21 protein-coding genes are annotated in these 23,556 nt (G+C 42.8%); 20 read left to right on the top strand and 1 reads right to left on the bottom strand.

The features are described 5' to 3' along the window. The first annotated feature begins 229 nt into the window (after positions 1 to 229). The 15 genes from EYB58_RS12810 (at position 230) to EYB58_RS12740 (ending at position 17,070) form a co-directional block, all read left to right on the top strand. On the top strand, positions 230 to 715 hold the full coding sequence (locus tag EYB58_RS12810; protein WP_131072062.1) for a hypothetical protein: 486 nt from the start codon (positions 230 to 232) through the stop codon (positions 713 to 715). A 16-nt stretch (positions 716 to 731) separates the two neighbouring features. Next, entirely contained in the window at positions 732 to 1,691 is a 960-nt protein-coding gene (locus EYB58_RS12805; protein ID WP_131072061.1) for a hypothetical protein, read from the top strand. Between the two features lie 346 nt (positions 1,692 to 2,037). Further along, positions 2,038 to 3,186 (top strand): glycosyltransferase family 4 protein, encoded by a 1,149-nt coding sequence (locus tag EYB58_RS12800; RefSeq protein ID WP_111960464.1) that lies wholly within the window; start codon positions 2,038 to 2,040, stop codon positions 3,184 to 3,186. 368 nt (positions 3,187 to 3,554) lie between these two features. Beyond that, positions 3,555 to 4,733, top strand: coding sequence for a glycosyltransferase family 4 protein (locus EYB58_RS12795; RefSeq protein WP_165477768.1), 1,179 nt, complete (start codon positions 3,555 to 3,557; stop codon positions 4,731 to 4,733). A gap of 885 nt (positions 4,734 to 5,618) precedes the next feature. Continuing rightward, positions 5,619 to 6,278 (top strand): methyltransferase domain-containing protein, encoded by a 660-nt coding sequence (locus EYB58_RS12790; RefSeq protein WP_111960458.1) that lies wholly within the window; start codon positions 5,619 to 5,621, stop codon positions 6,276 to 6,278. 121 nt (positions 6,279 to 6,399) lie between these two features. Then, positions 6,400 to 6,819, top strand: coding sequence for a hypothetical protein (locus EYB58_RS12785; RefSeq protein WP_207309046.1), 420 nt, complete (start codon positions 6,400 to 6,402; stop codon positions 6,817 to 6,819). Positions 6,820 to 6,910: 91 nt separating this feature from the next. Continuing rightward, the gene (locus EYB58_RS12780) at positions 6,911 to 8,272 is read left to right on the top strand and encodes an IS1380 family transposase (RefSeq protein WP_111960849.1); all 1,362 of its coding nucleotides are present in this window, start codon (positions 6,911 to 6,913) and stop codon (positions 8,270 to 8,272) included. Positions 8,273 to 8,508: 236 nt separating this feature from the next. Further along, positions 8,509 to 9,465: an O-antigen ligase family protein gene (locus EYB58_RS12775; protein ID WP_111956818.1), complete on the top strand. Its 957-nt coding sequence runs from the start codon at positions 8,509 to 8,511 to the stop codon at positions 9,463 to 9,465. 75 nt (positions 9,466 to 9,540) lie between these two features. After that, a complete protein-coding gene (locus tag EYB58_RS12770; RefSeq protein ID WP_163354560.1) occupies positions 9,541 to 10,611 on the top strand; it encodes a glycosyltransferase in 1,071 nt (356 codons plus the stop codon). A 98-nt stretch (positions 10,612 to 10,709) separates the two neighbouring features. Then, positions 10,710 to 11,750, top strand: coding sequence for a glycosyltransferase (locus tag EYB58_RS12765; protein ID WP_242637346.1), 1,041 nt, complete (start codon positions 10,710 to 10,712; stop codon positions 11,748 to 11,750). Positions 11,751 to 11,944: 194 nt separating this feature from the next. Next, the gene (locus EYB58_RS12760; RefSeq protein ID WP_111956812.1) at positions 11,945 to 13,210 is read left to right on the top strand and encodes an ATP-grasp domain-containing protein; all 1,266 of its coding nucleotides are present in this window, start codon (positions 11,945 to 11,947) and stop codon (positions 13,208 to 13,210) included. A gap of 251 nt (positions 13,211 to 13,461) precedes the next feature. After that, positions 13,462 to 14,004: a hypothetical protein gene (locus EYB58_RS12755; RefSeq protein WP_111956810.1), complete on the top strand. Its 543-nt coding sequence runs from the start codon at positions 13,462 to 13,464 to the stop codon at positions 14,002 to 14,004. 105 nt (positions 14,005 to 14,109) lie between these two features. After that, on the top strand, positions 14,110 to 14,478 hold the full coding sequence (locus EYB58_RS12750) for a GxxExxY protein (RefSeq protein WP_111956808.1): 369 nt from the start codon (positions 14,110 to 14,112) through the stop codon (positions 14,476 to 14,478). 99 nt (positions 14,479 to 14,577) lie between these two features. Continuing rightward, a complete protein-coding gene (locus EYB58_RS12745; RefSeq protein WP_111956806.1) occupies positions 14,578 to 15,582 on the top strand; it encodes a polysaccharide deacetylase family protein in 1,005 nt (334 codons plus the stop codon). A gap of 111 nt (positions 15,583 to 15,693) precedes the next feature. Further along, complete coding sequence (locus EYB58_RS12740) at positions 15,694 to 17,070, top strand: phenylacetate--CoA ligase family protein (protein ID WP_165477767.1); 1,377 nt, start codon at positions 15,694 to 15,696, stop codon at positions 17,068 to 17,070. Here EYB58_RS12740 and EYB58_RS12735 read toward each other — a convergent pair. Beyond that, the gene (locus EYB58_RS12735; protein ID WP_111956804.1) at positions 17,067 to 17,855 is read right to left on the bottom strand and encodes a M55 family metallopeptidase; all 789 of its coding nucleotides are present in this window, start codon (positions 17,853 to 17,855) and stop codon (positions 17,067 to 17,069) included. The genes EYB58_RS12740 and EYB58_RS12735 overlap by 4 nt on opposite strands. Before the next feature lie 126 nt (positions 17,856 to 17,981). Here EYB58_RS12735 and EYB58_RS12730 point away from each other — a divergent pair, with 126 nt between their 5' ends. The 5 genes from EYB58_RS12730 (at position 17,982) to EYB58_RS12710 (ending at position 23,501) form a co-directional block, all read left to right on the top strand. Further along, on the top strand, positions 17,982 to 19,304 hold the full coding sequence (locus EYB58_RS12730; RefSeq protein WP_111956802.1) for a VanZ family protein: 1,323 nt from the start codon (positions 17,982 to 17,984) through the stop codon (positions 19,302 to 19,304). Further along, a complete protein-coding gene (locus EYB58_RS12725) occupies positions 19,305 to 20,390 on the top strand; it encodes a CapA family protein (protein WP_111956800.1) in 1,086 nt (361 codons plus the stop codon). It abuts the gene before it with no gap. Next, positions 20,387 to 21,754, top strand: a complete 1,368-nt coding sequence (locus EYB58_RS12720) for a right-handed parallel beta-helix repeat-containing protein (protein ID WP_111956798.1) — start codon at positions 20,387 to 20,389, stop codon at positions 21,752 to 21,754. The genes EYB58_RS12725 and EYB58_RS12720 overlap by 4 nt, the downstream gene beginning before the upstream one ends. Before the next feature lie 24 nt (positions 21,755 to 21,778). Next, complete coding sequence (locus EYB58_RS12715; RefSeq protein ID WP_131072060.1) at positions 21,779 to 22,972, top strand: right-handed parallel beta-helix repeat-containing protein; 1,194 nt, start codon at positions 21,779 to 21,781, stop codon at positions 22,970 to 22,972. A gap of 391 nt (positions 22,973 to 23,363) precedes the next feature. Continuing rightward, positions 23,364 to 23,501: a hypothetical protein gene (locus EYB58_RS12710; RefSeq protein WP_207309045.1), complete on the top strand. Its 138-nt coding sequence runs from the start codon at positions 23,364 to 23,366 to the stop codon at positions 23,499 to 23,501. Positions 23,502 to 23,556: the final 55 nt, after the last annotated feature.

Genomic DNA, 23,556 nt, shown 5'->3' with positions numbered 1-23,556 from the left:
TCAAAAAAACTTAGTTCCCGAAACGGTAGAGCCCTTTGTATGTGAATTGGAACAGTGCTCGATCTGTCAATCCGATCTCATACTGAGTAACTACAGAAGTGGGAATAAAACTATCCAAACTCTTTCGAGAGTCTCCAAAGTTTGTTATTGGCCTAAGCATTGTGAAAATCCGATGTGTCCAAATCATACAGTCGGGTTGAAATCTGCTGAATGGCTGCAGGCTGCCCCAATGTACTGCACTTATGGTTACGATGTGATCGCATCTATTGGGTGGCAACGTCAAGTTGGTCTCCGGACATTTAATGAGGTTCATGAAAATTTATCGTCAAAAGTGCAGATATCAGCATCTCATGTCCGTCATCTTTACAATGAGCGTTATCTTCCACTTTTAGTCTGTAGTGAAAGGAAACTTTTTGATCAATTGCAACAAGCATCGGAAGAATCCGGCCTGATCTATACACTTGACGGCTTGGCCCCCGAAGGTGGAGAGCCTCGACTATGGGTAGTGCGTGAACTTTACACAAATTTAACTCTAAGAAGCGGGTGGCTTGGGGGGCAAGACCAAGCGACATTTGAGACTTTTCTGGAGCCAATTGCAGCGCTCGACCTCAATGTTGCCTCAATGATAAGTGACAAACAAAGAGGGCTTCTGCCGGGCAATCAAAACTATTTTTCCCAATACCGCTCACGCCTTTTGCCAGGCTCACTACCTTAAGAACATTGCTGAACCTGTGGCAGATGTTGATGAAAGTCTGAAAGTGTCTCTACGCAAGAATGTTCGAAGTGAAATTGGAGACCTTATCCGCTCAGAACATCATGGGGAAGCACAAGGCCGTGTGCTGACAGTTACCGGTATACTTCCTTCCCCAATAGATGACCCTGAGAGTAACACCCCTCCAAAAAAGATCCGGGAGGAACAAGAAGATATTGTCAACGCCTTGATACGCCGCTCGCGCTATTTGTTGACCCTGAAAGGCCGTCCGCCTTTCCGTCTGGCCGGAATTGAAATGTTTGAACGGCTTACAGGGTTGATTTTAGAACTTGATGAGTTTATCTGCCACATTCCTGACAGCCGTTTGCTGGAATTACAGCAAGGCATTTGTATCGCCCTCAAGAATGCCTCAAATGAATATGCGGATATCAAGAATGCGGCCGGATGGTTACAAGATATCTCCGATTTGCTTGAGGTAGATGAAAAAAATCCTCGTACCTCAAAAAATGTACGAATGGAACTCTTCGTTTACCTGGCATCTATAAAAAAACAGGGGGAAGGGAATCCGATTTTAACCGACTTTGCCCCAAAAATTTGTAAGACAACCAGCAATTATGCGAGTGGGCTTTTTCACTCTTATGACAACCTGGATATCCCCCGTACAAATAACGAACGGGAAAGTGAATTTCGGGAGTTCAAAAGGCGCTTCTTGAAAATCACAGGGCAAAAGGGAGCAACTTTGAGACTCATTCAACGATCTGGGGCTTGGGAGCTTATTCCAACTCCGAACTCTATCTCTGAAATTGTTTCTGCTATTTCTCAAACTGACTTTGGAGAATTTTGTAAAGAACGTCAGCGAGTAAGAAGTCATCGGGAACGTTTTAGACTCCATACCCGATCGGCTGATCAGGCAAACAATCAGCTAAAAAAACTCCGAGAACGATGGCTTGAAATTCCAGCAGATGAGCTATCTGAGTGAGTTTTACGGTATTGCCTAAAAAGGTTTCGAGGACTACGGATCCAAATTCAAAATGAACATCGAATCTCTGAGAGTTTAAAAAACTCACGCATTGTCAAAGACTAAAAATTTTGGCTCATGTTGCGTTTGATGGTCTTTTAAAGCGTATTTAATCCAACTGTTTGAATTTATTTGGAATATCACAAGGGCTTGCAGTCTGTGATATTGGGCGGGTTACCAATAATTTCAAGCTATTATGAACAATCATAAAAATAAGATCCCAAAACGCGACAAGAGCCAAAATTTTTAGGCCAACAAGCAAAAATATAACCTGACACTACTGATTTAGAGTAGAAAAGAAAAAAAAATGGATGAAAATATAAGAAATATCCTGTCAGTGGAAAATTCAAGTGAGTTGGGCGGTGCAAATTTCAGCTTGCTGAGTTTAGCTACAGGGCTTTGCCTTAATAGTCGATATAGGCCGACTATAGTTTGTCCTAGAGAAGGACCTATGTGTGATCTGTGCAAGGAGAAGCATCTTTCATATATGGTTATTCCGGGAGCAAAGCCGAGCAGAGTGTGGCCGTTTCCATTTTGGAAAAGAATTGAGTCTATAAAAAAACTTGTTCGTAGTATTGATGCAAGGCTAATACATGCAAATGCAACATCTGTCTACTTATCAGCTGGATTAGTAGCAAGGCAATTAGAAATGCCATCGGTTATGCATGTTAGGTGTTTGACATCAGACGAAGATTTTCGTTGGTTATTTCGCCATTGTCCTCCTCCTGATGCAATAGTTTTTATCAGTAACTATATTCGAGAACAATGCGTTGGATCTCTTAGTTCATTTGTATCTGATAGTTGCCGTCTCGTAACAATATATAACCCAATTGATGATGATCTGTCTCCAGATTTGAAGATTCTTGCCCGCCAAGAACATGAGAAACAAATCGTAACTAAAGATACAAAGATTATTTCAATGGTTGGGAATTTTCAACCTAACAAGGGGCATATGACTGTCATTGAAGCAGTGAAGACCTTACTTAGAAAAGGACATGATGTGAGGTTGTTATTTGCAGGAAAGGATGTTCGTGGACATGAAGGATTCGAATCTCAGCTAAAAACAATTTGTAGGAAAAGTATACGTGAAGATCGTATCAGATTCCTCGGATTTCGTCGTGATGTACGAACAGTGGTCCTTGCATCAGATATTGCAGTTTGTGCATCACAAAATGAAGCTTTCGGTCGTACTTGTGCGGAAGCGATGATGCTCGGTAAACCCGTAGTGGCAACAGATCATGGTGGATATGTAGAACAGGTTTTACCAGGAAATACCGGTTTCCTTGTTCCTTTAAACAACCAATCAAAAATGACAGAAGTTCTCGAAAAGCTTATTCTGGACACAGGATTACGAAATCGTATGGGGCAAGCTGGAAGAGTGAGAGCAAAGTTAATGTTTTCTACAAACAATCATGTAAAACACATGGAAGATTTGTACGATAGTCTACTGGATTGAGCTTCACAAAAAAAAGTGTGAAAAAATTAAATGAATGGTGTTATACCAATAGTTCGGACAGTTTCCATATGACCCAATACGATAATTTCAGATAGTTATCAGATGTAAATAATTGCTGCTCCGCCTGATTTTATTGAATTTGTTGAGCTAAAAACTGTCCGAACCATTGTTATACAATACCTTCGCCAATTTCAAAAATAGATTAAAATTACTTAAATCTCAAAATATAACCTATTGATTTTATTTGATCGAAAAAATTATATTTTGAATCAAAACCATAAAAAATGAAATTTGGCGAAGGTATTAGTTATATACATGTTTTTTAAGCTTAAACCAGAGATATTCAATTGGAGAATATGATGAAATGTTTGGTATTATCTGAACTTTATCTGCCGGTAAAGGGCGGACATGTAATGTGGTTGCATGAAGTGTGTAAACGAATGTCAAATGTACAATTATTGACGAACAAGGTTCGTGGAACATCGACGAATGAACTTCTGGATGACATTATTGTTCATCGCATACATCTGAACAGGAGCATACTTCTTCGTCCAGAGTCATTGTTCCTCTATGGTAATTTATTAGTGCAGGGATTTCTTAAATCAATAAAAGATAGGCCCAAAACAATACTTTCAGCACGAATTATACCAGAAGGCGTTGTTGGCAATATAATAGGACGTTTATTTGGAATTCACAGTGTAGTCTTCGCACACGGAGAGGAGATAAATAGGCAACGTATAGGGACACCGTTACCTATTCGTAGGCGTAGGACTGCCATGCTGAAACGTAAGTTCCTCTGGACAGCATACAAATGGGCTGATCTGATAATTGCTAATAGCCATTTTACTAAGAATCTTTTATTAGAAGGTGGTATCAATCCTGGAAAAATCGCAGTAGTCCATCCTGGAACAGACCCTGATCGTTTTCGACCTCTGCCCCGAAACGATGATTTAATTTCTCAACTTGACCTTTCTAAGAAGAAGGTCATCCTGAGCGTTGGTCGATTAACACCGAGAAAGGGTCAAGATACTGTAATTCGTGCTTTACCAAAAATTCTTAAATGTATTCCTAACGCTGTATATGTCATTGGTGGTACTGGTAGTTATCTTTCTGAATTGAAGTCACTTGCAGTCGCCATGGGTGTCAGATCTTCTGTGCGTTTTATAGGAGAGGTGACAGATGAATTATTACCTCATGTTTACAATATAGCCGATGTTTTTATTATGGCGAATCGTATTATGCATGGTTCTAATGACATCGAAGGGTTCGGGATTGTTTTTCTTGAAGCCAACGCATGCGAAGTGCCAGTTATTGGTGGAAAATCAGGAGGTGTGCCAGATGCGATCAATGATGACGTGACTGGCCTCTTGATTCAAGGGCACTCGAAAGAAGATGTGTCCGATGCACTTATTAAATTACTCACTAATCCAGAGTTGGCCAAAGCATTAGGAAAAGCAGGTAGAGAACGTGTGTGTAGAGAGTTGACATGGACTCATTCAACGAACAAAATTAATAATTATATTAATAAGTTAATTCATAATTTCTAAATAATTTATGGAAAAATAGTAGCTACTATTAACGGTAATTTTAAATAGTCAGGAGACTACCCTATGTTTTCTCTCAAACCAATACTTTTTATAAGTTTATTTTCGGGCGCATTCCCATTTTCCGGGTCGACTGGATAACTCTTTAAGCAGAAATTAAATACTTAAAAATCAAGCAATTAAAGCAAGCTTAGCATTGTATGTTTTTAACGAAAGTCTTCCGCTATGCCCTAACCAGGTAAAATTTTAACATAAATTGCCCGAGATCCTTGATTTTCCTTGGTTCTACGCACCGGGAAAATGGGATTGGATGGTTCCTTTTACGACATAACTAATTATTTTTATATGCATTATTAATGCAATAACTACATCCCCAGCCTTTACGGATAATATGCCTACGCTAACCGGGAAAATGGGAGTGCGCCCTTATTTTCTATATGTACCTGTGGAGCCGTCTTTTTGCCTTATTTGGGTGTATATGGATATATCGCAGATTATTGCATCGGTCCATCGCAACAGTGGTGGGAAGCGCCTTTTTCAGGTATTGGAATAAGGGGCTACCGACATAACGCGGGACAGTTTGACCCGGTGATGAGAATTTTGAAGTACCTAAGCCTCATGAACCGGGGGTTCCGGAGAAGCCTTGTTTTAAAGGGTGTCCCGGCTTAAATTGGTAGCCCCAAAAGCCGTTGAATTAATCAAGGGTTTTTAGGAATTTATCGGCCTTTATCATCGTTTCGGCCATTTGAGTATTTGGGGCATTGTTCCAATTCAGAACACCCTGTCGTTAAAGGTATTTGGGTAAATATTCATGATTCGACAATCAAAATTGGCCCAAAGGATGATAAAGGCCAATTTATCCATAATGAAGTTTATCAAAGGTCTCATATGGTACAAGTAAAATCAGAACATTACCAAAAAAATTATATCACCGCAGACCGATTTCAATTATATAATTCTATTGTTCAGGCCTGTTTAAAATATGAGTGTAATGAAATACTAGAAATCGGTATTGGTCAGGGGATTGTTAGTCATACTTTAAAATTCGTCGGCAAAAAAATGTACTGTGCAGATTTTGATTTGAATTTAAATCCCGATGTCTCTATGGACATAAGGCAACTTCCATTTAAAAATGATTCTTTTGACATGATAATTGCTAGTCAAGTTTTAGAGCACATACCTTTTGGTGATTTTAAGAAATCTTTAGTAGAACTACGGGATTGTTCTAAAAAGTATGTCATAATTTCGGTGCCATATAATCAGCATTTTTTAAGTTTTAGAATTGATCTGAAAATTAATAAATACCTTAGGTTTAGAGGCCAGCTAAATAGATTTCTAAAACGAATTTTTCCAGCAAATATTTATTTGGGTTTGCCACAGACGCATAGGCATTTTAAGTTTGATGGAGAACATTACTGGGAAATCGGATACAAAGAGTTTCCGCTAATAAAAGTAAAAAATGTGATAAATGAATGTTTCAAAATTTTAGATGATTTTAGAGTCGAACTTTCGCCATATCATTACATATTCATTCTTGAGAAAAAATGAAAAAATGATAAAATGATAAAATGATAAAATGATAAAATGATAAAATGATAAAATGATAAAATGATAAAATGATAAAATGATAAAATGAAGACTAATGTATAGCAATTAATAGAATCAAGCAATGCTACCAGTAAAATCAATTGTATTCATCGGGCTTTTCTTTTTTTGTACAACCGGTGCCCTTTTTATGCCCCATTTAGGTGTTTATGGATATTTGGCAGATTATAGTATCGGTCCAACAAATCAATGGTGGGAAGCGCCTTTTTCAAATCTCGGCTTGCGTTACTCTTTCAGTCTGGCCTTAGCCACTATCGCAGGTTTTTTTTTGCAGCGCCACAAGCTCAGATTCGGATTCTCGGCACTAACTATTCAGGAAATTTTATTATTATTTTTCTTATTGGCGATCTGGTTCTCGTATGTTATGACCGGATCAACTGTGGGCAAATATTCAACAGTTGATCACCCAGCCGTAAAGTTTACGAAAGTGGTTATTTTTATTTTTCTTATGACTCATACTATTACACCTGAGTTAGCGGCATAAAGATTGCTTTTTTGAATATAACACATTGAAATTTTAATATAAAATTAATATAATGGCATTAAAAAAACATTCACTTCGGAGGTGAAGACCGATGCCGACCACTATCAATGTAAAACATGGAAATGAAAACCTTGTCAGTCAAAGCGGATTGCTCCCTGTAGGTGCATTGCTTAAGTCCATTAATTTTGCTGAGCGCTTCAAAAATTTACCGGATGTACATTGTGTTGATCCTAATATTTCTCATGGAGAGATCCTTTCGTCCATGTTAGGACTTATTTGTGTTGGTAAGCCAGACTACATCGCTATTGAAATTTTCAGGCAGGATCCATTTTTTTTTACCCAAGCTATGGGAATCAGCAATTGTCCTTCCCAATCAACCTTGCGTGAACGTATTGACCTGATCGGGGAATCTGCCAATGAACTTATCAAGGAAGCTTCAGTTGAAATGATTCGAGGCAAAGCACCCGCCATTTCACCAGTTCAGACGAGTGTCGGCAATTATATTCCCTTAGACCTGGATGTCAGCCCCTTTGACAATTCAAAAACGAAAAAAGAGGGGGTTTCCAGGACATACAAAGGTTGTGATGGATATGCACCGATGTTCGGATATCTGGGAACTGAAGGATATTTAATCAATGTGGAGCTTAGAAAAGGCAGTCAGCATTGTCAAAAAAACACCCCGGCATTCATTCAAGAAATATTGAAATTAACCAGGCAGATCACCCAAGAACCTCTTCTTATGCGTCTTGATTCAGGAAATGACAGTCAGGATAATTTTGAAATAATAAAAAAATACGAAGGTGTTGATGTCTTGGTTAAGCGCAATTTACGTAAAGAATCTTTGGATGGCTGGTTTATCCTGGCTCAGAATACTGAAAACGTTAAATTGATTCGCTGTAAACACAAAAGTGTGTGGGTCGGGCAAACAACTGTTGACCCCAAAGGGCATGCATTGCCACGTCCGATTGTCTTCAAAGTGACTGAACGATATGAAGAAAAAGGAGAACCCCTGCTTTTTCCCAAAATCGAAGTAGAGACCTATTGGATTACCATAACCGGGCTGAGCCCCCAAGAGGTCATTAATTTATACCATGATCATGGAACCAGTGAACAATTTCACTCAGAAATTAAAAGTGATATTGGGTTAGAACGGTTCCCCAGCTGCCATTTTAGCAGCAACAGCCTGATTCTCCATCTCGCTCTTTTGGCGTACAACACCCTTAGAATCATAGGCCAAATTAGTCTTGAGGAACAGGATGAGAACAATCTTCCGGTCAACCGTAGAAAAACAGTCTCACGAAGGAGGTTAAGAACAGTCATGCAGGACTTAATGTATATGGCCGGCCGTTTAATTTATAGTGGCAGGCGGTGGAGCATTTCATTTGGTAAGATTAACCCATTCGCCCAATTGGCTGAGAACGTATTGCACCGATTACGTTGTTCTCCCGGATAAGCGCATTATTGGGTGAAAACTTGGGCTGGAAAAGTTATGCGCAGAGCGCTAATGGTGAACTATTCCTATCTGGCGTGATTTGAGCATGGGAATTGAGTATAGTTCAGTAAAAAAACGGATTAGCTAGGATTGCCAGCCAATAAACCATCAAATATGATCTTAGGTCAGGGTTTGCAGAGGCCAAACCTCAGCAGATTTTTATGTATCAGAGGGCAAAGGCTGATTAGGCAAATTTTATGCCGGGAATTCAGGTTACAGACAGAAAAAAATTAAATGGGCTTTTATGGGTTTTTGTTGCTTGTGCATTGCTTCTGGGGTTACAGGCCTATGACCTTCCTAAAAGGGCATATGTGAGCGGCCGCCTTGAGGGCATCGGAGGATCTGATTTTGCCGAAGCCAATTTTTTCGCAGCGTACATGGCGGCCATGTTACCGCTAATTAGCATCCAACTTATGCGGAGCAAAACCTGGCCTCAGCGTTTTTTATGTCTTGCAGCTGCAGCCTTTACAGCGAACACAGTTGTCCTTTGCAGAAGCAGGGGCGCATTGGTTGGCATCGTTATGGGATGCATGGCCGCAGTGTTCATGGCCCCACGAAAATTTCGGAAAAAAATAGCCATTGGTCTTGTTCTCGGGGCCATTGGCGGGCTGTATGTGACAGATCAGCAGTTTTTAAATCGTATGACAACAATAATTGTTTCTGACGAAGAACAAAGGGATGAGTCTGCTGGAAGCCGCTTTCGTCTGTGGGTTGCAGGTATGCAAATGGTTTCAGACCACCCTTTGGGAATCGGTATCGGTAACTGGTATCAGACCATAGGAAGTTACATTCCTGAATATGCCGGAAAAGATTCCCACAACACATTTGTCAAATGTATTGCAGAAATGGGTATTCAAGGATTTTCATTATTTATCCTGGCCATTCTTTTTGCATTAAATGAAACCCGGAAAATCAAGTCTTTGTCCAGGCAGTTTCCTCCGGATGTTCAGAATGATTTTTCTATTTTAAGTTTTGGTTTGTTTTTATCCATCGTTATCATACTAACCTGTGGGCTTACAATAACTATGATATATACGGAGACAGTGTGGATTTTACTGATGTTGCCGGTGTGCTTAAGACGAGCTTTTGAAAACCAAGTGATTGATTATCAAATCCTTGAAAAAAAGAATAATGGGGTTGGTAGTCTATCTTGATATGAAATATTGATGCTTAAAAATTTTAAAAAAAATTGTATACTTCTGTTGTTATCTGAACTCAGGCCTGGTGGGATGGAGCGCCTCATTACTCACCTGGCCAATGGGTTGCAGAAAAAAAATGTGTCTATGATGGTCGTTTGTCTCCAGGACAAAGGAGAATTAGCCGAAGAAATTATAGAATCCAAAAAGTTTGTTCGTGCTATAGGAAGCCATGGCAGCAAAGATATAAAAGCTGTCTGGGCATTAAGGAAATTATTTAAAGACTTCAAGCCTGCTATAATAAACATTCATGACTATTCAAGTCTGCCTTACGCTGCTCTGGCAAACCTGTTTTTTTTTAACGTTCCGTTAATGTTTACAGCCCATGGTCTGCTGTACGAAGGTTTCGAAAAGCTGCAGAAGAGATACCGGTTTTTCTCAAGATTTTTATCAGGCTTTTCTGCCGTATCTAATGCGGTTGCAAATCGTCATCGGAATTATCTTGATTGGGGAAAAGAGATCCAGGTAATTCCCAATGGTGTCCCTGAAATCAAAAAAGACGATTCGCTCAGAGGTCAGGTCCGAAATGAATTGGGGATGGATGCCCATGACATCCTTTTTTTGGCTGTGGGAAATCCCAGACCGGAAAAAGGGTTTGAAGATCTTATCCAGGCGGCTGTAGCGCTTAAATCAATGACAACTGGACGATTTAGATTCAAAATTGCCGTGGCAGGTAAACTTTTCGACAGTGAATATTGCAGGATGCTTTTGGCCTCTATTAACGCTGAAAATCTCAAGGACTGTTTTATGTTTTTGGGGTTTCGACGTGATACTGCAGCACTCTACAACGCTGCGGATATCTTTGTCCTTTCAAGCAGAAGTGAGGGACTGCCCATGGTGATCCTGGAAGCCATGACCGCGCAACTTCCTGTTATTGCAACCGGGGTGGGGGGAATCCCGGATGCCGTTGGACAGGCAGCCTTGCTTGTTGATCCTCAAGATCCTTGTGTGCTGGCGGTTGCCATGCATGAGCTGATGGCAAATCCTGATAAAAGAAACACTTTAGCCAGGAAGGGACAGGCGCTGGTCCGGGAAAAATACAGCATGGAAAAGATGGTGGACGCTTATATCCAGGCCTATGAAGACTTGGTAAAGATAAAGTGAAAGTCCTTTCGTTTTCATATTGTTTTCCAAATGAAACCAATTCCAACTGGGGGATTTTTGTATTTCAACGGATTAAAGCCCTGTCAGGATTTGTTGATTTGCAGGTTTGTTCACCGGTTCCGTGGTTTCCCTTTTTGGCATCCGGGGCAAAAATCACCAATGAAAACTGGAAGGGTCTTGGCGTCTCAAGGCCCCGGTTTTTTTATACCCCCAAAATTTTTAAAAATAATGATGCGCGATTTTACGCCAGGGGAATTTTGCCTTGGGTTAAAAATATATGCCGTGACTGGCAACCGGATGTATTAGACGCACATTTTGTCTGGCCGGACGGTGTCGGTGTTTCTCTTATAGCAAAAAATCTTGGGATCCCTTATGTGATTACGTTGCGTGGTAAGCTGTTTGAATGCATGAAAGAACCTTCCCAGGTCAGGCAATGTGCTGAGGCCCTGAAGGGTGCAGCTGCGGTGATAAGTGTTTCCAGCGGCCTTGCCGAGGCGGCCATAGAATTGGGCGCAGATCCTGCCAGGGTAAGTGTCATTCCCAACGGCGTAGACGCTGAAAATTTTAATATCAAAGATAAGAATACCTGCAGAAAAGACCTTGGGCTGCCGGAGGACAAAAAAATATTGGTTACGGTGGCTCATCTGGGTCATCGAAAAGGACACCATGAAGTGATCAGGGCGCTTGCCGGTTTACCCGAAGATGTTTGCCTGATACTTGTGGGCGGTCCGGCTCAGGGGGGAACCCATGAGACCATCATGGCAGAAGCAAAAAAATCAGGTGTCGAAAAGCGGGTCATCCTTGCAGGCCCTCAACCATATGACCAGGTGGCCCGGTATTTTAGTACGGCCGATGCCAGTGTCTTGGCTTCCTACAGGGAAGGCTGTCCTAATGCCGTACTTGAGAGCCTTGCCTGCGGAACACCTGTGGTCGCAACAGATGTGGGCGCTGTGCGCGATATTTTGCCTGTTCCCGGTGCCGGTTGCATCGTGCCCAGGAAACAGGTTGAGCCATTGAAGGAAGGTATTAAAAAGGTTTTGTCAACGAAATGGAATTCTGAATCTGTGCTTGAGGCAAGTAAGGTCAAGTCATGGGAGCAGGTGGCAATTGAAGTGGCGACGGTGTTTCAACAGATATAATTTATAATAAATTAATTCAGGCAGCAAATAAAAACAGATGAAAACTATCCGCAGATTACGCAGATAAACGCAGATAGATATATGTGTGATAAAAATCATCTGTTAAAATATGCGTTATCTGCGGATGAAAAAATTTAAAAGATATAATCTTTGAAGCGGCGCTTATATACTCATCTAAGTTAAGGAATTTCAACATGTATGCGGTAAAGCCGTTTATTCAAGAAAAAATCAAGGAAAAGGACAGAAGACGAAGAGTTCTTGCCATTGTTGGGGATACCCAGGTGGGGCTCTGGGTGGTCAGGAACCTGGCCATGAACGGCCTGACGGTTCATTGCATTGTTAAATCAAAGTATGGGCAGCCGGCCCACAGTCGGTACTCCAGCAGCGCATGGGTCATGGAATCACCGGCTTACAGTCCAGGCTTTATTGATGAAATTACGGAACTGGTCAATCTGCTGGATGTGGGTTCCATTATGCCTGTTGCAGAAGGCTATCATAATGTTCTCATAGATGTGCGAGATCAGTTTGAGCCGGATGTTCATCTGTTTTCTCCTGCCCGGGAAGCTTTTGATAAGGCAACTGACAAGGATTATATGCAGGAGTTATGTCAGAAATTGGGTGTCCCTGTGGCCAAAGGTATGTGCCTGGACCAATTCATGTCCGATAAAAAAGCATTGAAATTCCCTTTGGTCTTCAGGACCAGGCGACAGAACATTCAAGGGGGGCAGGCGCCTTGGAAAGCCGCCTATGCAGAAGATGATGTCCAGCTCCAGAAAGTTTATGATCAGGTCCGTGATTTTGCAGATAACATCATTGTTCAGGAATACTGCCCCGGGGCAGAGGATCATGTTCAGGTGATGATGTATAAGGGCGAGCCGTTAATGGTTGGGGATTATATTGGTGAACATCATATGCCCCTGGCCGGGGGGGTGACCACCCAGCGAATCAGCTGCTGTCATCAGCCTTTGATTGATGATGCTGTCAAGCTGTTTAAGGCAATAGGCTACGAAGGATTGGGTGGGGTTCAATACCATTATGACCCTGAAACCGACAAATATATTTTTCTTGAAATTAACCCCAGATTTATCGGGGGAACACCTACTTTGATTATGGCGGGCTTTAATACCTCTTTTCTTTTCTGGCAGAGCCATTTTGAGCCTGAGAAAATGAAAAAGACAAAGTATCGTCTGGGATTAAGATCCAGGATTCTTGGCGGGGATGCTAACTGGATGATCGGTATGATCCGGGGGGATCAATTGCCTCCGGGACAAGCGCGTCTTGGTAAAATAGAGACCGTTCTGCGATTTTTGTGGAATTGCTTTCCCTGGACAAAGGATGATGCTTTTATGCTTAGAGACCCTAAACCTTTTATGGTTGATTTTATGCAGATGGTTAAAAAGCTGGGTGCTCAGGGGCATGATATTATTGGTAACCCGGAATCTCAGGATCGTGCGCATTGATTGCAGTATCCGCAGATTACGCAGATGAACGCAGATAAATAAAATGTGATATACAAAGATATATCTCGTCAGTCATAAGTTCTTTCACGGAATGCTGCGGGTTTGAAAGAACTGGTGTTTTTTTGGAGACGAGATGATTTGCCGTGGTATTAATTTTAGAGCCGTATTGACACAATGGCTGTAGAGTCGTAGTTTTGGATAAAGAAGCCGTACGAAAAATTGTTGCGGCCTGAAATAGAGGGAGCCTTTCGATGTTTGAACTGATAAAATACAAAGTCATCATTGCATTGGGTTTGTTGCCGGGACTCTTTTTTTGCTCCGCAGTCCATGCCGTTGAGACGGCCCCTAGAATCAGCGACCGGGAAATTGTTGAGTCCCTTACGGAATTGAAACAGGGACAAAAGAATCTGAACCAGCGAATTGATGATCTGATATATAATATGGACAAACGTTTTGAGGCCATGGATAAACGTTTCGATTCCATAGACAAACGCTTTGAGACCGTGGATAAGCGCTTCGAGGCCATGCACAATATGATTCTTACTCTCTTTTGTTCGGTTATGGCCCTTGTGATTGCCTTGATGGGCTATATGGTATGGGACCGGAAAACGGCCCAACAACCCCTGCGATCGAAAATGCTCAAACTTGAGGAAAACTATCATGAGGTAAACACCCTGCTTGAAATTCAAAATCCATCGGGTCCTGTGGTTGCAAGGATACTGGCTTCGTTCCGAAAACTTGCCGAAACTGATGAAAAAGTCGCCGCCATTCTGAAGACCTACTCATTGCTCTAAACCTTTTTTTATTAAAATCCGCAGATTACGCAGATGAACGCAGATAAAGATATGTGTAAAAAAGATCTGCGGAAATCTGCGTAATCTGCGGACAAAAGAATTTTAATGCGTGATAAAGAAACGTATTCCATTATTGGCGCGGCCATGACCGTTCATAATGAACTTGGTAATGGGTTTCTGGAAGCGGTTTATCAGGAGGCGCTGGAGCATGAGTTTCAATTCGGGAAGATACCGTATGAGAGGGAAAAAACATTGCCTGTCTACTATCGGGGAAACCGGTTGACAGCTCACTATAAAGCAGACTTTCTCTGTTTCGAATCAGTGATCGTCGAGTTGAAAGCTTTGCAGCAGATTTCTGGCGTTGAGGAAGCACAGGTTATCAATTACATGAAGGCCTCTGGTATAAAGAAAAGTCTTTTGATTAATTTTGGTGCCAGGCAGCTTCAGTACAAAAGACTGGTTTATAATTTTTAGTATCCGCAGATTAGCGCAGATACGTGTTTCGCAGATAAAAAGCTTTTTATCTGCGGCAATCTGCGTGATCTGCGGATTGCGGATGAAAGAAGTTGAATAATGAAACCGGGTATATTATTTACATTTGATGTGGAATGCAGCATGGGCGGGGCCTGGGGAACAGATCTCGAGCCAATCCCTCCGTCCCGGGGTATGATGGGGCAATACGGCACCAGGCAGCTTGGTATCCCGCTGATTTGTAAAATTTTAAATCGATATGATGTTAAGGCCACGTTTTTTCTGGAGCCATTTAATGAAGAACTTGGATATCCGGGAGAGACAGAGCCAGTTTGTCAATATTTGATGGAACATGGCCAGGACGTGCAGCTCCATGTGCATCCAGGCCACTATCATTACGGCCTCCAACGGCGGGGAAAGCACTTTAAGATGACGGATCAGATTGCAGAACTGCCCTTGGAACTTCAGCAGCAAATTATTTCAGATGGGGCTGACAGGCTTACCGCATGGACAGGGCAGAAACCCATTGCATTCAGAGCCGGAAATATGGGGGCGTCTGACGACACACTCAAAATCCTGCCGGAAACCGGAATATGGATGGACAGCAGTTATACTTTTCCCTATGTGGGGGGACAGTGCCTGTTTAAAGATAAAGAAAGATATAACGGTTCAAAATGGTATGGAGATGTTCTTGAGGTGGCCCTGTCCGGATTTCGTCAGCCGGACTGGCCCGGGCTTTATCCCAGTAAGCCTGTGGACCTGATGGGATCCTCCTTTGAAGAGTGCCGGGATGCCGTGAGAATGATCTGTGATGCCGGGGCGGATGCTGTTTTGATTCTGCACAGTTTCAGTCTGTTTAAGGTAAAGGACATACAGTATAACGACGGCAAATTGAACCGGATTGTCACCCGGCGGTTTGAAAAGTTCTGCAAATGGCTGGCTGATAACAGGGACAAGTATCCGGACCGGACTTTTTCCCAATTGGGAAAAATGATCAAGGAAGATGGGTATACACCTAAATCAGTCGAGCCCTGCTTGATCAACAAGCCGATCCGGGCCTTGACCCGGAAGGTTGTCCAGGGCTTAAATAATTTTTATTTTTTTTAATAATATCAGCAGATTACGCAGATTCCCGCAGATATGTGTTTAGCAGATAAAAAGCTTTTTATCTGCGGAAATCTGCGTAATCTGCGGATTGCGGATGAAAGAATTTGAATAATGATACCCGTTATTGCCAGAAATATATTTCGTTTCCAGGAGCTTTTACTGGGTCGCCCCAGTTTTCAGATCCTCAATGAATTGAATCAGAGTCAGTGGTGGTCAAAAGACCGACTGGAAAAATTAAGACAGGATCGATTAAATGCGTTGATTGATGTGGCATATACCCGGACACCCTATTGGAAAGAACTCATGGATTCCAGGCAGATCAAGCCTGGCGATATCCGGACGTTAAAAGATCTGCAGCAATTCCCTTTACTGGAAAAAGATACGCTGCGCAAAAAGCGTGAGCAGATGGTCTGGAGAGAAGAAGGAAAGCGAGTGCAGTTGGTTCGGACCAGCGGTTCTACTAATGAGGCCTTGGAATTCTATACGTCTTCCAGCCGGGAAGCCCATATCAATGCGGCTCGAATGCGAGGGCATGAGTGGGTGGGGGTACGCAGGGGAGAAAAGGAAATGTATTACTGGGGATCCCCAGTGGAACTGAGCAAGCAGGATAAAATCAAACGGTTCAGAGATTTTCTTGTCAATGACGGGCTCTCCAACGGATTTGAATTGAATAAGGAGCGGGTCCGGCAGTATGTTTCCCAATGGATGGCATGGAAGCCCAAATGTCTGTTTGGCTATCCTTCCACTTTTGTCTTGACGGTTTCCATGTGCCTGGACATGGGGATTAATCTTAGCAGTTTAAAAGATCGTGGCCTTCATGCAATTATTACCACATCTGAAATGCTTTCGGATATAGACCGTGATTTGATCAGCCAGGCATTCGGAGTGCCCGTATTTGACTCTTTTGGATTACGAGAGGGCGGACTGATAGGGCACGAATGCGAACAGGGGACTATGCACTGCATGGATGAGCAGGTCATTCTTGAAACCATTGATCCTGAATCTCTTGAACCGACCAACGGAGAAGGTGAACTGGTAATCACCAATATCGTGGGCAAAGCTTTTCCCATTATCCGTTACAGAACGGGTGATATTGTTACGCTTTCACAAAAAGAGTGCGCCTGTGGCATAAAATTGTCTTCAATTAAGATCAGTGGCGGCAGGGCCGTGGAATTTATTGTAACTAAAACGGGAAAATGGGTGGTTGGCTATTCTTTTATCTATATCGCCAGAATGGTAAAAGGCATCGTTAAATTCCAGGTCGTTCAGGAAGAACTTGGTGAGATTCGAATCCGGCTTGCTGTAGATACTCAATTCCCTGAAAACGGTAAAGACCAGGTCAAGGAACTAGCCCGAACCCGCTTAAACAGTGACGACAATATCCTTGTGGAAATAGTCGACGATATTGAACCGGCGCCTTCTGGAAAATACCGGCCGGTCATCAGTAAAGTGGCTGAACAGCTTTATAAAGAACGGTCTTTCTCCTAACAATTCCATTCCAGCATGCTGCCAAGTTCTTTGGCTATTGTTTTTGGGCCGGTGGGTCGCCATCCCCGACGCCTGTATACCAACGCTTTAACAGTCTGGAGAATGGCTTTAAAGTCAATTTCCAGGCGGACCGGCGGCTGAAATTTAAGTGGTTTCATCTGCTCTATATCCTTTACTGCCCGGCAGATACCCGAATATATTTCTTCCTGAACCATATGGGGGTGTTTGCTCAGGGCGCAGTTTCTTCCCATCCCCTGTTTGGTGATGACTGTTTCTATCCACGGCATGAAGACTGAGGCCTCCCGGCATCCTTTATCGTCGCTGGAAATAAAAATTAGCGGCACATCAAATTCCCCTGCCACAGCACTATCCAGTGCAATCTCCCCGACAGTCTGTCCATTGGCGCGTATATTTTTATAGGCGTCTGAGCTATATGTATGTGCCAGTATGGCATTTTTTGTCCCTTCCATAGCGTGGTAACCGATCATTACGACCCCTGAAAACCGGTTGTCCAGCCCGGGAAACCGGCGGGTAAACCCTTTTCCCAGAATAAGCCTGCACCTTTTGTCAAGCTGATCAATACAAAGGTTAAGGCCCTGGCCGTGACTGTCCCATACCCAGACCTCCTCTGCGCCGGAATCAAATAGCCCCCGGGCGGCTGCATTGACTTCAAGGGTGGCTTCCCGGCAGGCAAACGTGTAATCCCGGGAAACGCTAAGGGCTTTGCCAGGGCTGCCGACAACGCAGGCCGGACCTTCGCAGTCAACAGCTATGATGAATTTCATTTTTTATCCTTATGACTTATTGATGGTCGTATTTTAAGTTTGTTCATGGATTCCCTTGATAAGTATTAGAAAATTTTTATATGCTTGTAAAATATTTATTTTGTATTTGTTCTGGTAAAGGTCTTTATGGGACGTTTAATTCAAAGTAGTTGTAAGATTCATAGGAATCTGCTGTTCGGGCTTGGTGCAGGATATGCTGTCCTGCTAATTTATGCCAGCCTTATGCCCTTTGATTTTTCGTTTGGAAATGGCTGGAGTGGTCAATATAAATTTTTCTGGAGTTATTGGCCTTTCAATCTGGGTGCCAGGATCAGCGGCTCCGATGTGCTCAGTAATCTGATATTATATACTCCTTTGGGGTGGATGATAACAGTTCGCCTTAGATTGTCGAATTTTAATGCAGTTCTTTCTCTGGCGGCGTCGGGCATTCTCTGTTCTTTAATAAGTTTTTTTGTCGAGATGCTCCAGATAGCTACAGTTTCAAGGGTGGCGAGCGCTTCTGACTGGCTGTTGAATACCATTAGTGGGACAGCGGGAAGTTTTTTGGGACTGGTTGCAGGAAAAAAGATGTGGATTTCAGGCATTGACTGGTTGAAAAGCCGTTGGCAGAAAAAACCTGTGGTCATCGCCACTCTGATATTTGCCGGATTGACCGCGGCAGATGCACTATCTCCGTTTATGCCCACGATTCTGCTGAAACAGGTGGGTCGAAATTTCAAAAGGTCTATTTTTTCTCTGGATTTGGGATTTGCAGCTCATCCCTGGCACTGGTGGATGCTTAAAGTCGGGTTGGTTTATGGGTGTTTGACACTGCTTTTCAGTTCTTGCCTGGAAAATAAATTTCGATTTTTAAGATTAGCACAGGCGGTTTTTGTTGTGGGTTTGTTTTGTTTATCTCTTGAAGTGGGGAAACTGTTTATTGTGTCCCGCTTCTTTAATGCCGCCAATGTAGTTTCAGGATGGCTGGGGTGTATTGGTGGGTTGGGAATAGGACTTTTATTCGGGAAACTAAAAAATATTGAAAAATTAAATTGGGGTATTGCCCTGATACTGTTATATATTTTTTATCTTGCATGGTTTCCTTTTGATTTTAACTGGCGCATGGAACTGATACCGGTAAGGCTGCCATCTGTTTTAAAACTCCTTCCCCTGTACGACTATGCTATGGGAGCAAGTTTGAACCATGCCAGGTTGTTTGTTCAAAATATATTTTTGCCGGCCATGCTGGTATATCTGTTAAAGATACGATTCGGATGGTTTAAACAGGGCGGTTACGGTATGTGGATGGCAGCTTTTTTTTGTGCTGTGCTTGGCATACTTCAGGAAGGTGGTCAGCTGTTTTTGGCATCGAGACATCCTTCTTTTACAGATATATATTGCTTTGCAGCAGGGGGCTGCCTGGGCGCTGTGCCCGGACTTTGTCCGGGAAATATTGAGATGCGAGGATAGATGGGAAATAAAACAATACAATTTGCCGCAGTTGGGGATCTTTTGTTGACGGCCCGGGCCAGTGACCGGCCCGGCCGGGGGCTTGAAGCGTTATCTGATGAAATTCAATCCCTTTTTAAATCGCGTGACCTGATTTTTGCCAATCTGGAGTGCACCCTTGAAGGGGATGAAAAAGTTCCCACAGAACCCCGGGTACTGACAACGGAAACTCAAATTCTCTCTCTTGAACAGTCCGGGATTGACTGTGTCTCCCTGGGAAACAATCATACCTTTGACTGTTATGATCAGGGTTTCATACGTTTAAGGGAAATGCTGTCCGGCATTGGTATCAGGTGGTGCGGGGCAGGGTTGAACTTTCAGGAGGCAATTAAACCGATTCTGTATGATATTCACGGGATACGACTGGCCATTTTGGGCGTTGTGGACCAATCCAGTGGGATATCCCGATTTGCCGGGGAAAGCAATAGTGGTGTGACACCACTTGAGACCGAAAGGGTTTGCAGCCGGATAAGGCAATTGAAACAGACGATGGATCATGTCATTGTTTCTCCCCATTGGGGCATGGAACGATTCCGGATTCCTTCGCCGGGCCAGATGGATCAGGCCAGGGCTTTTGCCGATGCAGGCGCATCATTGGTGCTTGGACATCATCCCCATGTGGTTCAGGGCATGGAAATGATCGGAAAGGTGCCGGTGGCGTACTCTTTAGGGAATTTTATGTCCAGCCATGTCTACTGGGACAGCGGGGATTATCTGAACTGGAACAGATTTGAGCGGGTTGGTTGTATCTTTATGTGTGAGTTCAGCAAAGACAGCCTGCTCGGCGTAGAACAGATTCCCGTGTATGATGACGGAGTTTGTATTGAGATTGACAAAACCGGCTGGGGAGAAAAATGTATTACTAAAGTCAACCGTCTTCTGGCTTCGGGGGTGACACAGAAAACCTATGATCGTGAGGCATTCCGGGTGAACAGGGTTAAGCCGGTGCTTTCCCATTTAAGCTGGCAAGGTTTGAAAAAAATCAGGCTCAGACATTTTATCAAAGCCTATAAAAAACTGGTATCGAAAACCAAGGAGATCCTATGAAAGCCTTATTTTTTTGGGGAGGGATAGTTTTTCTCTTATTTTTAGGGGCGGTTTCGGTTGTGTCTGCTAATGAATCTGATGGTAATGATCAAAATTCTAAAAACGGGGCCCAAATAATCCAGGTGTCTGATTTAACGTCTCTTAAGTCTGCCCTTTCTAAAGCAGGGCCCGGTGACCAAATTTTGATTACCCAGGGGATTTATGATGGTGCTTTTAGGCTTGGGAACACCCAGGGGACAAAAGAGCGACCCATTGTAATTGCCGGAGACGATCCTGAATTTCCTCCCGTGTTTCAAGGCCGGGGCGAAGCTGTGAAGATGAGCCGGATAGGATATGTAAAGATAAAAAATATCAGAATCGAGAAACGGTCCGGCAATGGAATCAATATTGACGACGGAGGTGATCCAGGACAACCGTCTCATCATATCATTCTGGAAAATGTCCAAATAAGTGAGATAGGAAAAAAAGGTAATATAGATGCTATCAAAATGTCAGGCGTTGATCATTTTGTTGTCAAAAATTGCAGAATACAGGGATGGGGCGGTTCAGGCATTGACTTTGTAGGCTGTCATAACGGGGTCGTACAGGACTGCACATTTGAAGGGGCACCCGGATATCGTACCAAAAACGCCATGCAGATTAAAGGAGGCTCCAGCCGTGTCCTGGTTGAAAATAATGCGTTTCTAAATTGTGGAGAGCGGACCATTAATCTGGGTGGAAGTACCGGAAACCCTTATTTTAGGCCACAAGATGCAGATTATGAAGCTGAGAACATAATTGTAGCAGGAAACAGGTTCATTGGCGGAGAGACTCATATTGCATGGGTAACCAGCCGGAATTCTCATGTGCATCATAATATTTTTTACCTACCGGAAAAATATGTCGGCCGTATTCTTCAGGAGGCAAAGAATAGTCAATTTATCTCATGTCAAAAAGGTTTTTTTGAGGCCAACATGGTGGTTACCGATGAACGCGTCCGGACTTTTTTTAACATCGGGCCCAATACCCTGCCGGAAACTTTTTCTTTTTCAGGAAATGCCTGGTATCGGTTTCAATCAGAAAAAAAACCTGATCTGCCTACGATGGAAGTTGGCGGAATATATGATGTATATCCGGACTTGCTTGATTTTGGAACGGCTGAAATGAGGATCGGATCAAAGTCAGATAAATTGAAGAACGTCGGACCCGGGGCATACACCCCATGGGGCCATGGTACTGAATTTGATGATATAAGCCTTCCTGAAGTAGAATGGATTGAACCGTCCCCAAAATCAGGCCGTTTTCCCATGCAGACGAAATTGCTGGGCGGCCTTTTTGTTCTTAGTTTTATAGTTGTGATAGCCCGGCATGTAAAAAAGAAATAAAGTGAGGAGCAGTTCACCTGTCTTTTGAAAACAATGATGAATTTTTTGAAAACATTGAGATTATTGCTGTTTCTGATACTTTTTTTCCATGTGCTTAATCAGCCTGTGTATGCCAGGGTATATGAAGCGGAAACCGGATATAAAATTCGTGAGGTGTTATCACTCTTAAAACCAGGAGACACCCTGGAAATAGAGCCCGGAACATATAAAGGCGGAATTCTCATTCATGGATTAAACGGCAAAAAAGGTTTACCTGTTACCATAAAAGGTAAAGATTCCAGCAATCCGCCGATTTTTATCGGCGGTAAGACCGCATTGAATTTCAGCCAATGCAATTATATTTGCCTCGCTGACGTCATCGTTCGACGGGCCGGGAACAATGGAATTCATGTGCATGACGGCAATACCGGCAAGGGTAATCCACCGCCATCTGTGGGCATTGTTTTGAAAGGAATCATCGTAGAAGATATCGGTCCTGTTGGTAACTTTGATGCCATTAAGATGAGTGGGGTAAATTCTTTTGTCATCAAACAAAACAAAATATCCGGCTGGGGAGGCAGCGGTATTGATTGTGTCGGATGTGCCAATGGGAAAATTTCCCAGTGTTTATTCCAGGGCAAGAGAGGCTTTTCCCAGGCGAACGGGGTTCAAATAAAAGGGGGTTCCCATAATATTCTGGTTGAAAAATGCTATTTTTATCACCCAGGCCGACGGGGCATCAATCTTGGGGGGAGTACAGGGTTTAAATGGTTCAGGCCCGGGGTAACCGATTATGAAGCAAAAAAAATAGAGGTCGCCGGGAACATTTTCATCGGAGGGACAGCGATCGCCTTTGTTACATCCCAGCAAGGCTATGTTCACCACAATGCCATATTGTATCCCACAGGTTGGGTTTTGAGAATTCTCCAAGAAGATATGGATCCCAGGTTTAAGCCGTGCGGCAATAGCCTTTTTATGAAAAATATTATTGTTGTAAATGAAAAAATGAAAGATTTTATAAATATCGGACCCGGCACCTTTCCACAATCATTTAGATTTAGGGCGAATGTCTGGTATGATCCGGCTTTAGGTAGAATACCTCGGTTACCTTTTATGGAGAACGCCCCGGTTTATCAGGTAAATCCAGGGGTGAAATTTGAAAAGGGTAAAGTTTTTTTTCTTGGTAACGATCCCCGACTCGCAGGCAAAGGCCCCAATTGGTATAAACATAAAAAATGAGGGGGGAGTTAGTTTTCTCCTGATCTCCATCTGTTAAACAGCATTTTCAGGCTGGCTATCCATAAAAAATTGTTAATTGCAGCAGTTGCGCGTGCCAATGAAGCAGTGCTGCTAATCCATAACACCAAAGAATTGCGCCAGAAAGCAGACCTTCTCCTTGATGTTTGGGAGTAACATGCTGTTATCTTCTGATAGAATCAGGTTTTCGTTTTTCTCATTCAAAGCGGGTGATGTTGCGATCCTACTTTCTGAATTCTATGCTGATAAAATCCATTTACCCGATAAGCAATGTTGAATTTAATTGACCGCGCAATAAAGAAAGTGCAACTTATTAGGTTGAGATACAAGATCTTGGGCCGAAAAAATTTTTATACAGCATTGGATGAGATGAATGGAAGAAAATGACATCCGCTGGAAACAGCGTTTCAGCAATTATCAAAAGGCATCGGCGCAGTTAACCCAGGCTGTGGAACTGAACAGGCTTAGGCCGTTGTCAAAGGATGTTGAAAAATTCTTCAAAAAGAAATAGTTTAATGCCTGTGGGTAGTTTGCACCGAGACGAGAGATCTGGGCGCAGGAACAAT

The organism is Desulfobacter hydrogenophilus, assembly GCF_004319545.1.
Taxonomy (GTDB): domain Bacteria; phylum Desulfobacterota; class Desulfobacteria; order Desulfobacterales; family Desulfobacteraceae; genus Desulfobacter; species Desulfobacter hydrogenophilus.
The sequence above is the reverse complement of the archived record's forward strand: the minus strand, read 5'-3'. Positions and strand labels throughout refer to the sequence as shown.

Excerpts from the sequence above, each read along its gene's own strand:
- EYB58_RS12810 (WP_131072062.1), top strand. The coding sequence starts at position 230 with ATGTACTGCACTTATGGTTACGATGTGATCGCATCTATTGGGTGGCAA.
- EYB58_RS12800 (WP_111960464.1), top strand. The coding sequence starts at position 2,038 with ATGGATGAAAATATAAGAAATATCCTGTCAGTGGAAAATTCAAGTGAG.
- EYB58_RS12790 (WP_111960458.1), top strand. The coding sequence starts at position 5,619 with ATGGTACAAGTAAAATCAGAACATTACCAAAAAAATTATATCACCGCA.
- EYB58_RS12785 (WP_207309046.1), top strand. The coding sequence starts at position 6,400 with ATGCTACCAGTAAAATCAATTGTATTCATCGGGCTTTTCTTTTTTTGT.
- EYB58_RS12780 (WP_111960849.1), top strand. The coding sequence starts at position 6,911 with ATGCCGACCACTATCAATGTAAAACATGGAAATGAAAACCTTGTCAGT.
- EYB58_RS12775 (WP_111956818.1), top strand. The coding sequence starts at position 8,509 with ATGCCGGGAATTCAGGTTACAGACAGAAAAAAATTAAATGGGCTTTTA.
- EYB58_RS12770 (WP_163354560.1), top strand. The coding sequence starts at position 9,541 with ATGGAGCGCCTCATTACTCACCTGGCCAATGGGTTGCAGAAAAAAAAT.
- EYB58_RS12760 (WP_111956812.1), top strand. The coding sequence starts at position 11,945 with ATGTATGCGGTAAAGCCGTTTATTCAAGAAAAAATCAAGGAAAAGGAC.
- EYB58_RS12755 (WP_111956810.1), top strand. The coding sequence starts at position 13,462 with ATGTTTGAACTGATAAAATACAAAGTCATCATTGCATTGGGTTTGTTG.
- EYB58_RS12750 (WP_111956808.1), top strand. The coding sequence starts at position 14,110 with ATGCGTGATAAAGAAACGTATTCCATTATTGGCGCGGCCATGACCGTT.
- EYB58_RS12745 (WP_111956806.1), top strand. The coding sequence starts at position 14,578 with ATGAAACCGGGTATATTATTTACATTTGATGTGGAATGCAGCATGGGC.
- EYB58_RS12740 (WP_165477767.1), top strand. The coding sequence starts at position 15,694 with ATGATACCCGTTATTGCCAGAAATATATTTCGTTTCCAGGAGCTTTTA.
- EYB58_RS12735 (WP_111956804.1), bottom strand. The coding sequence starts at position 17,855 with ATGAAATTCATCATAGCTGTTGACTGCGAAGGTCCGGCCTGCGTTGTC.
- EYB58_RS12730 (WP_111956802.1), top strand. The coding sequence starts at position 17,982 with ATGGGACGTTTAATTCAAAGTAGTTGTAAGATTCATAGGAATCTGCTG.
- EYB58_RS12725 (WP_111956800.1), top strand. The coding sequence starts at position 19,305 with ATGGGAAATAAAACAATACAATTTGCCGCAGTTGGGGATCTTTTGTTG.
- EYB58_RS12720 (WP_111956798.1), top strand. The coding sequence starts at position 20,387 with ATGAAAGCCTTATTTTTTTGGGGAGGGATAGTTTTTCTCTTATTTTTA.
- EYB58_RS12710 (WP_207309045.1), top strand. The coding sequence starts at position 23,364 with ATGGAAGAAAATGACATCCGCTGGAAACAGCGTTTCAGCAATTATCAA.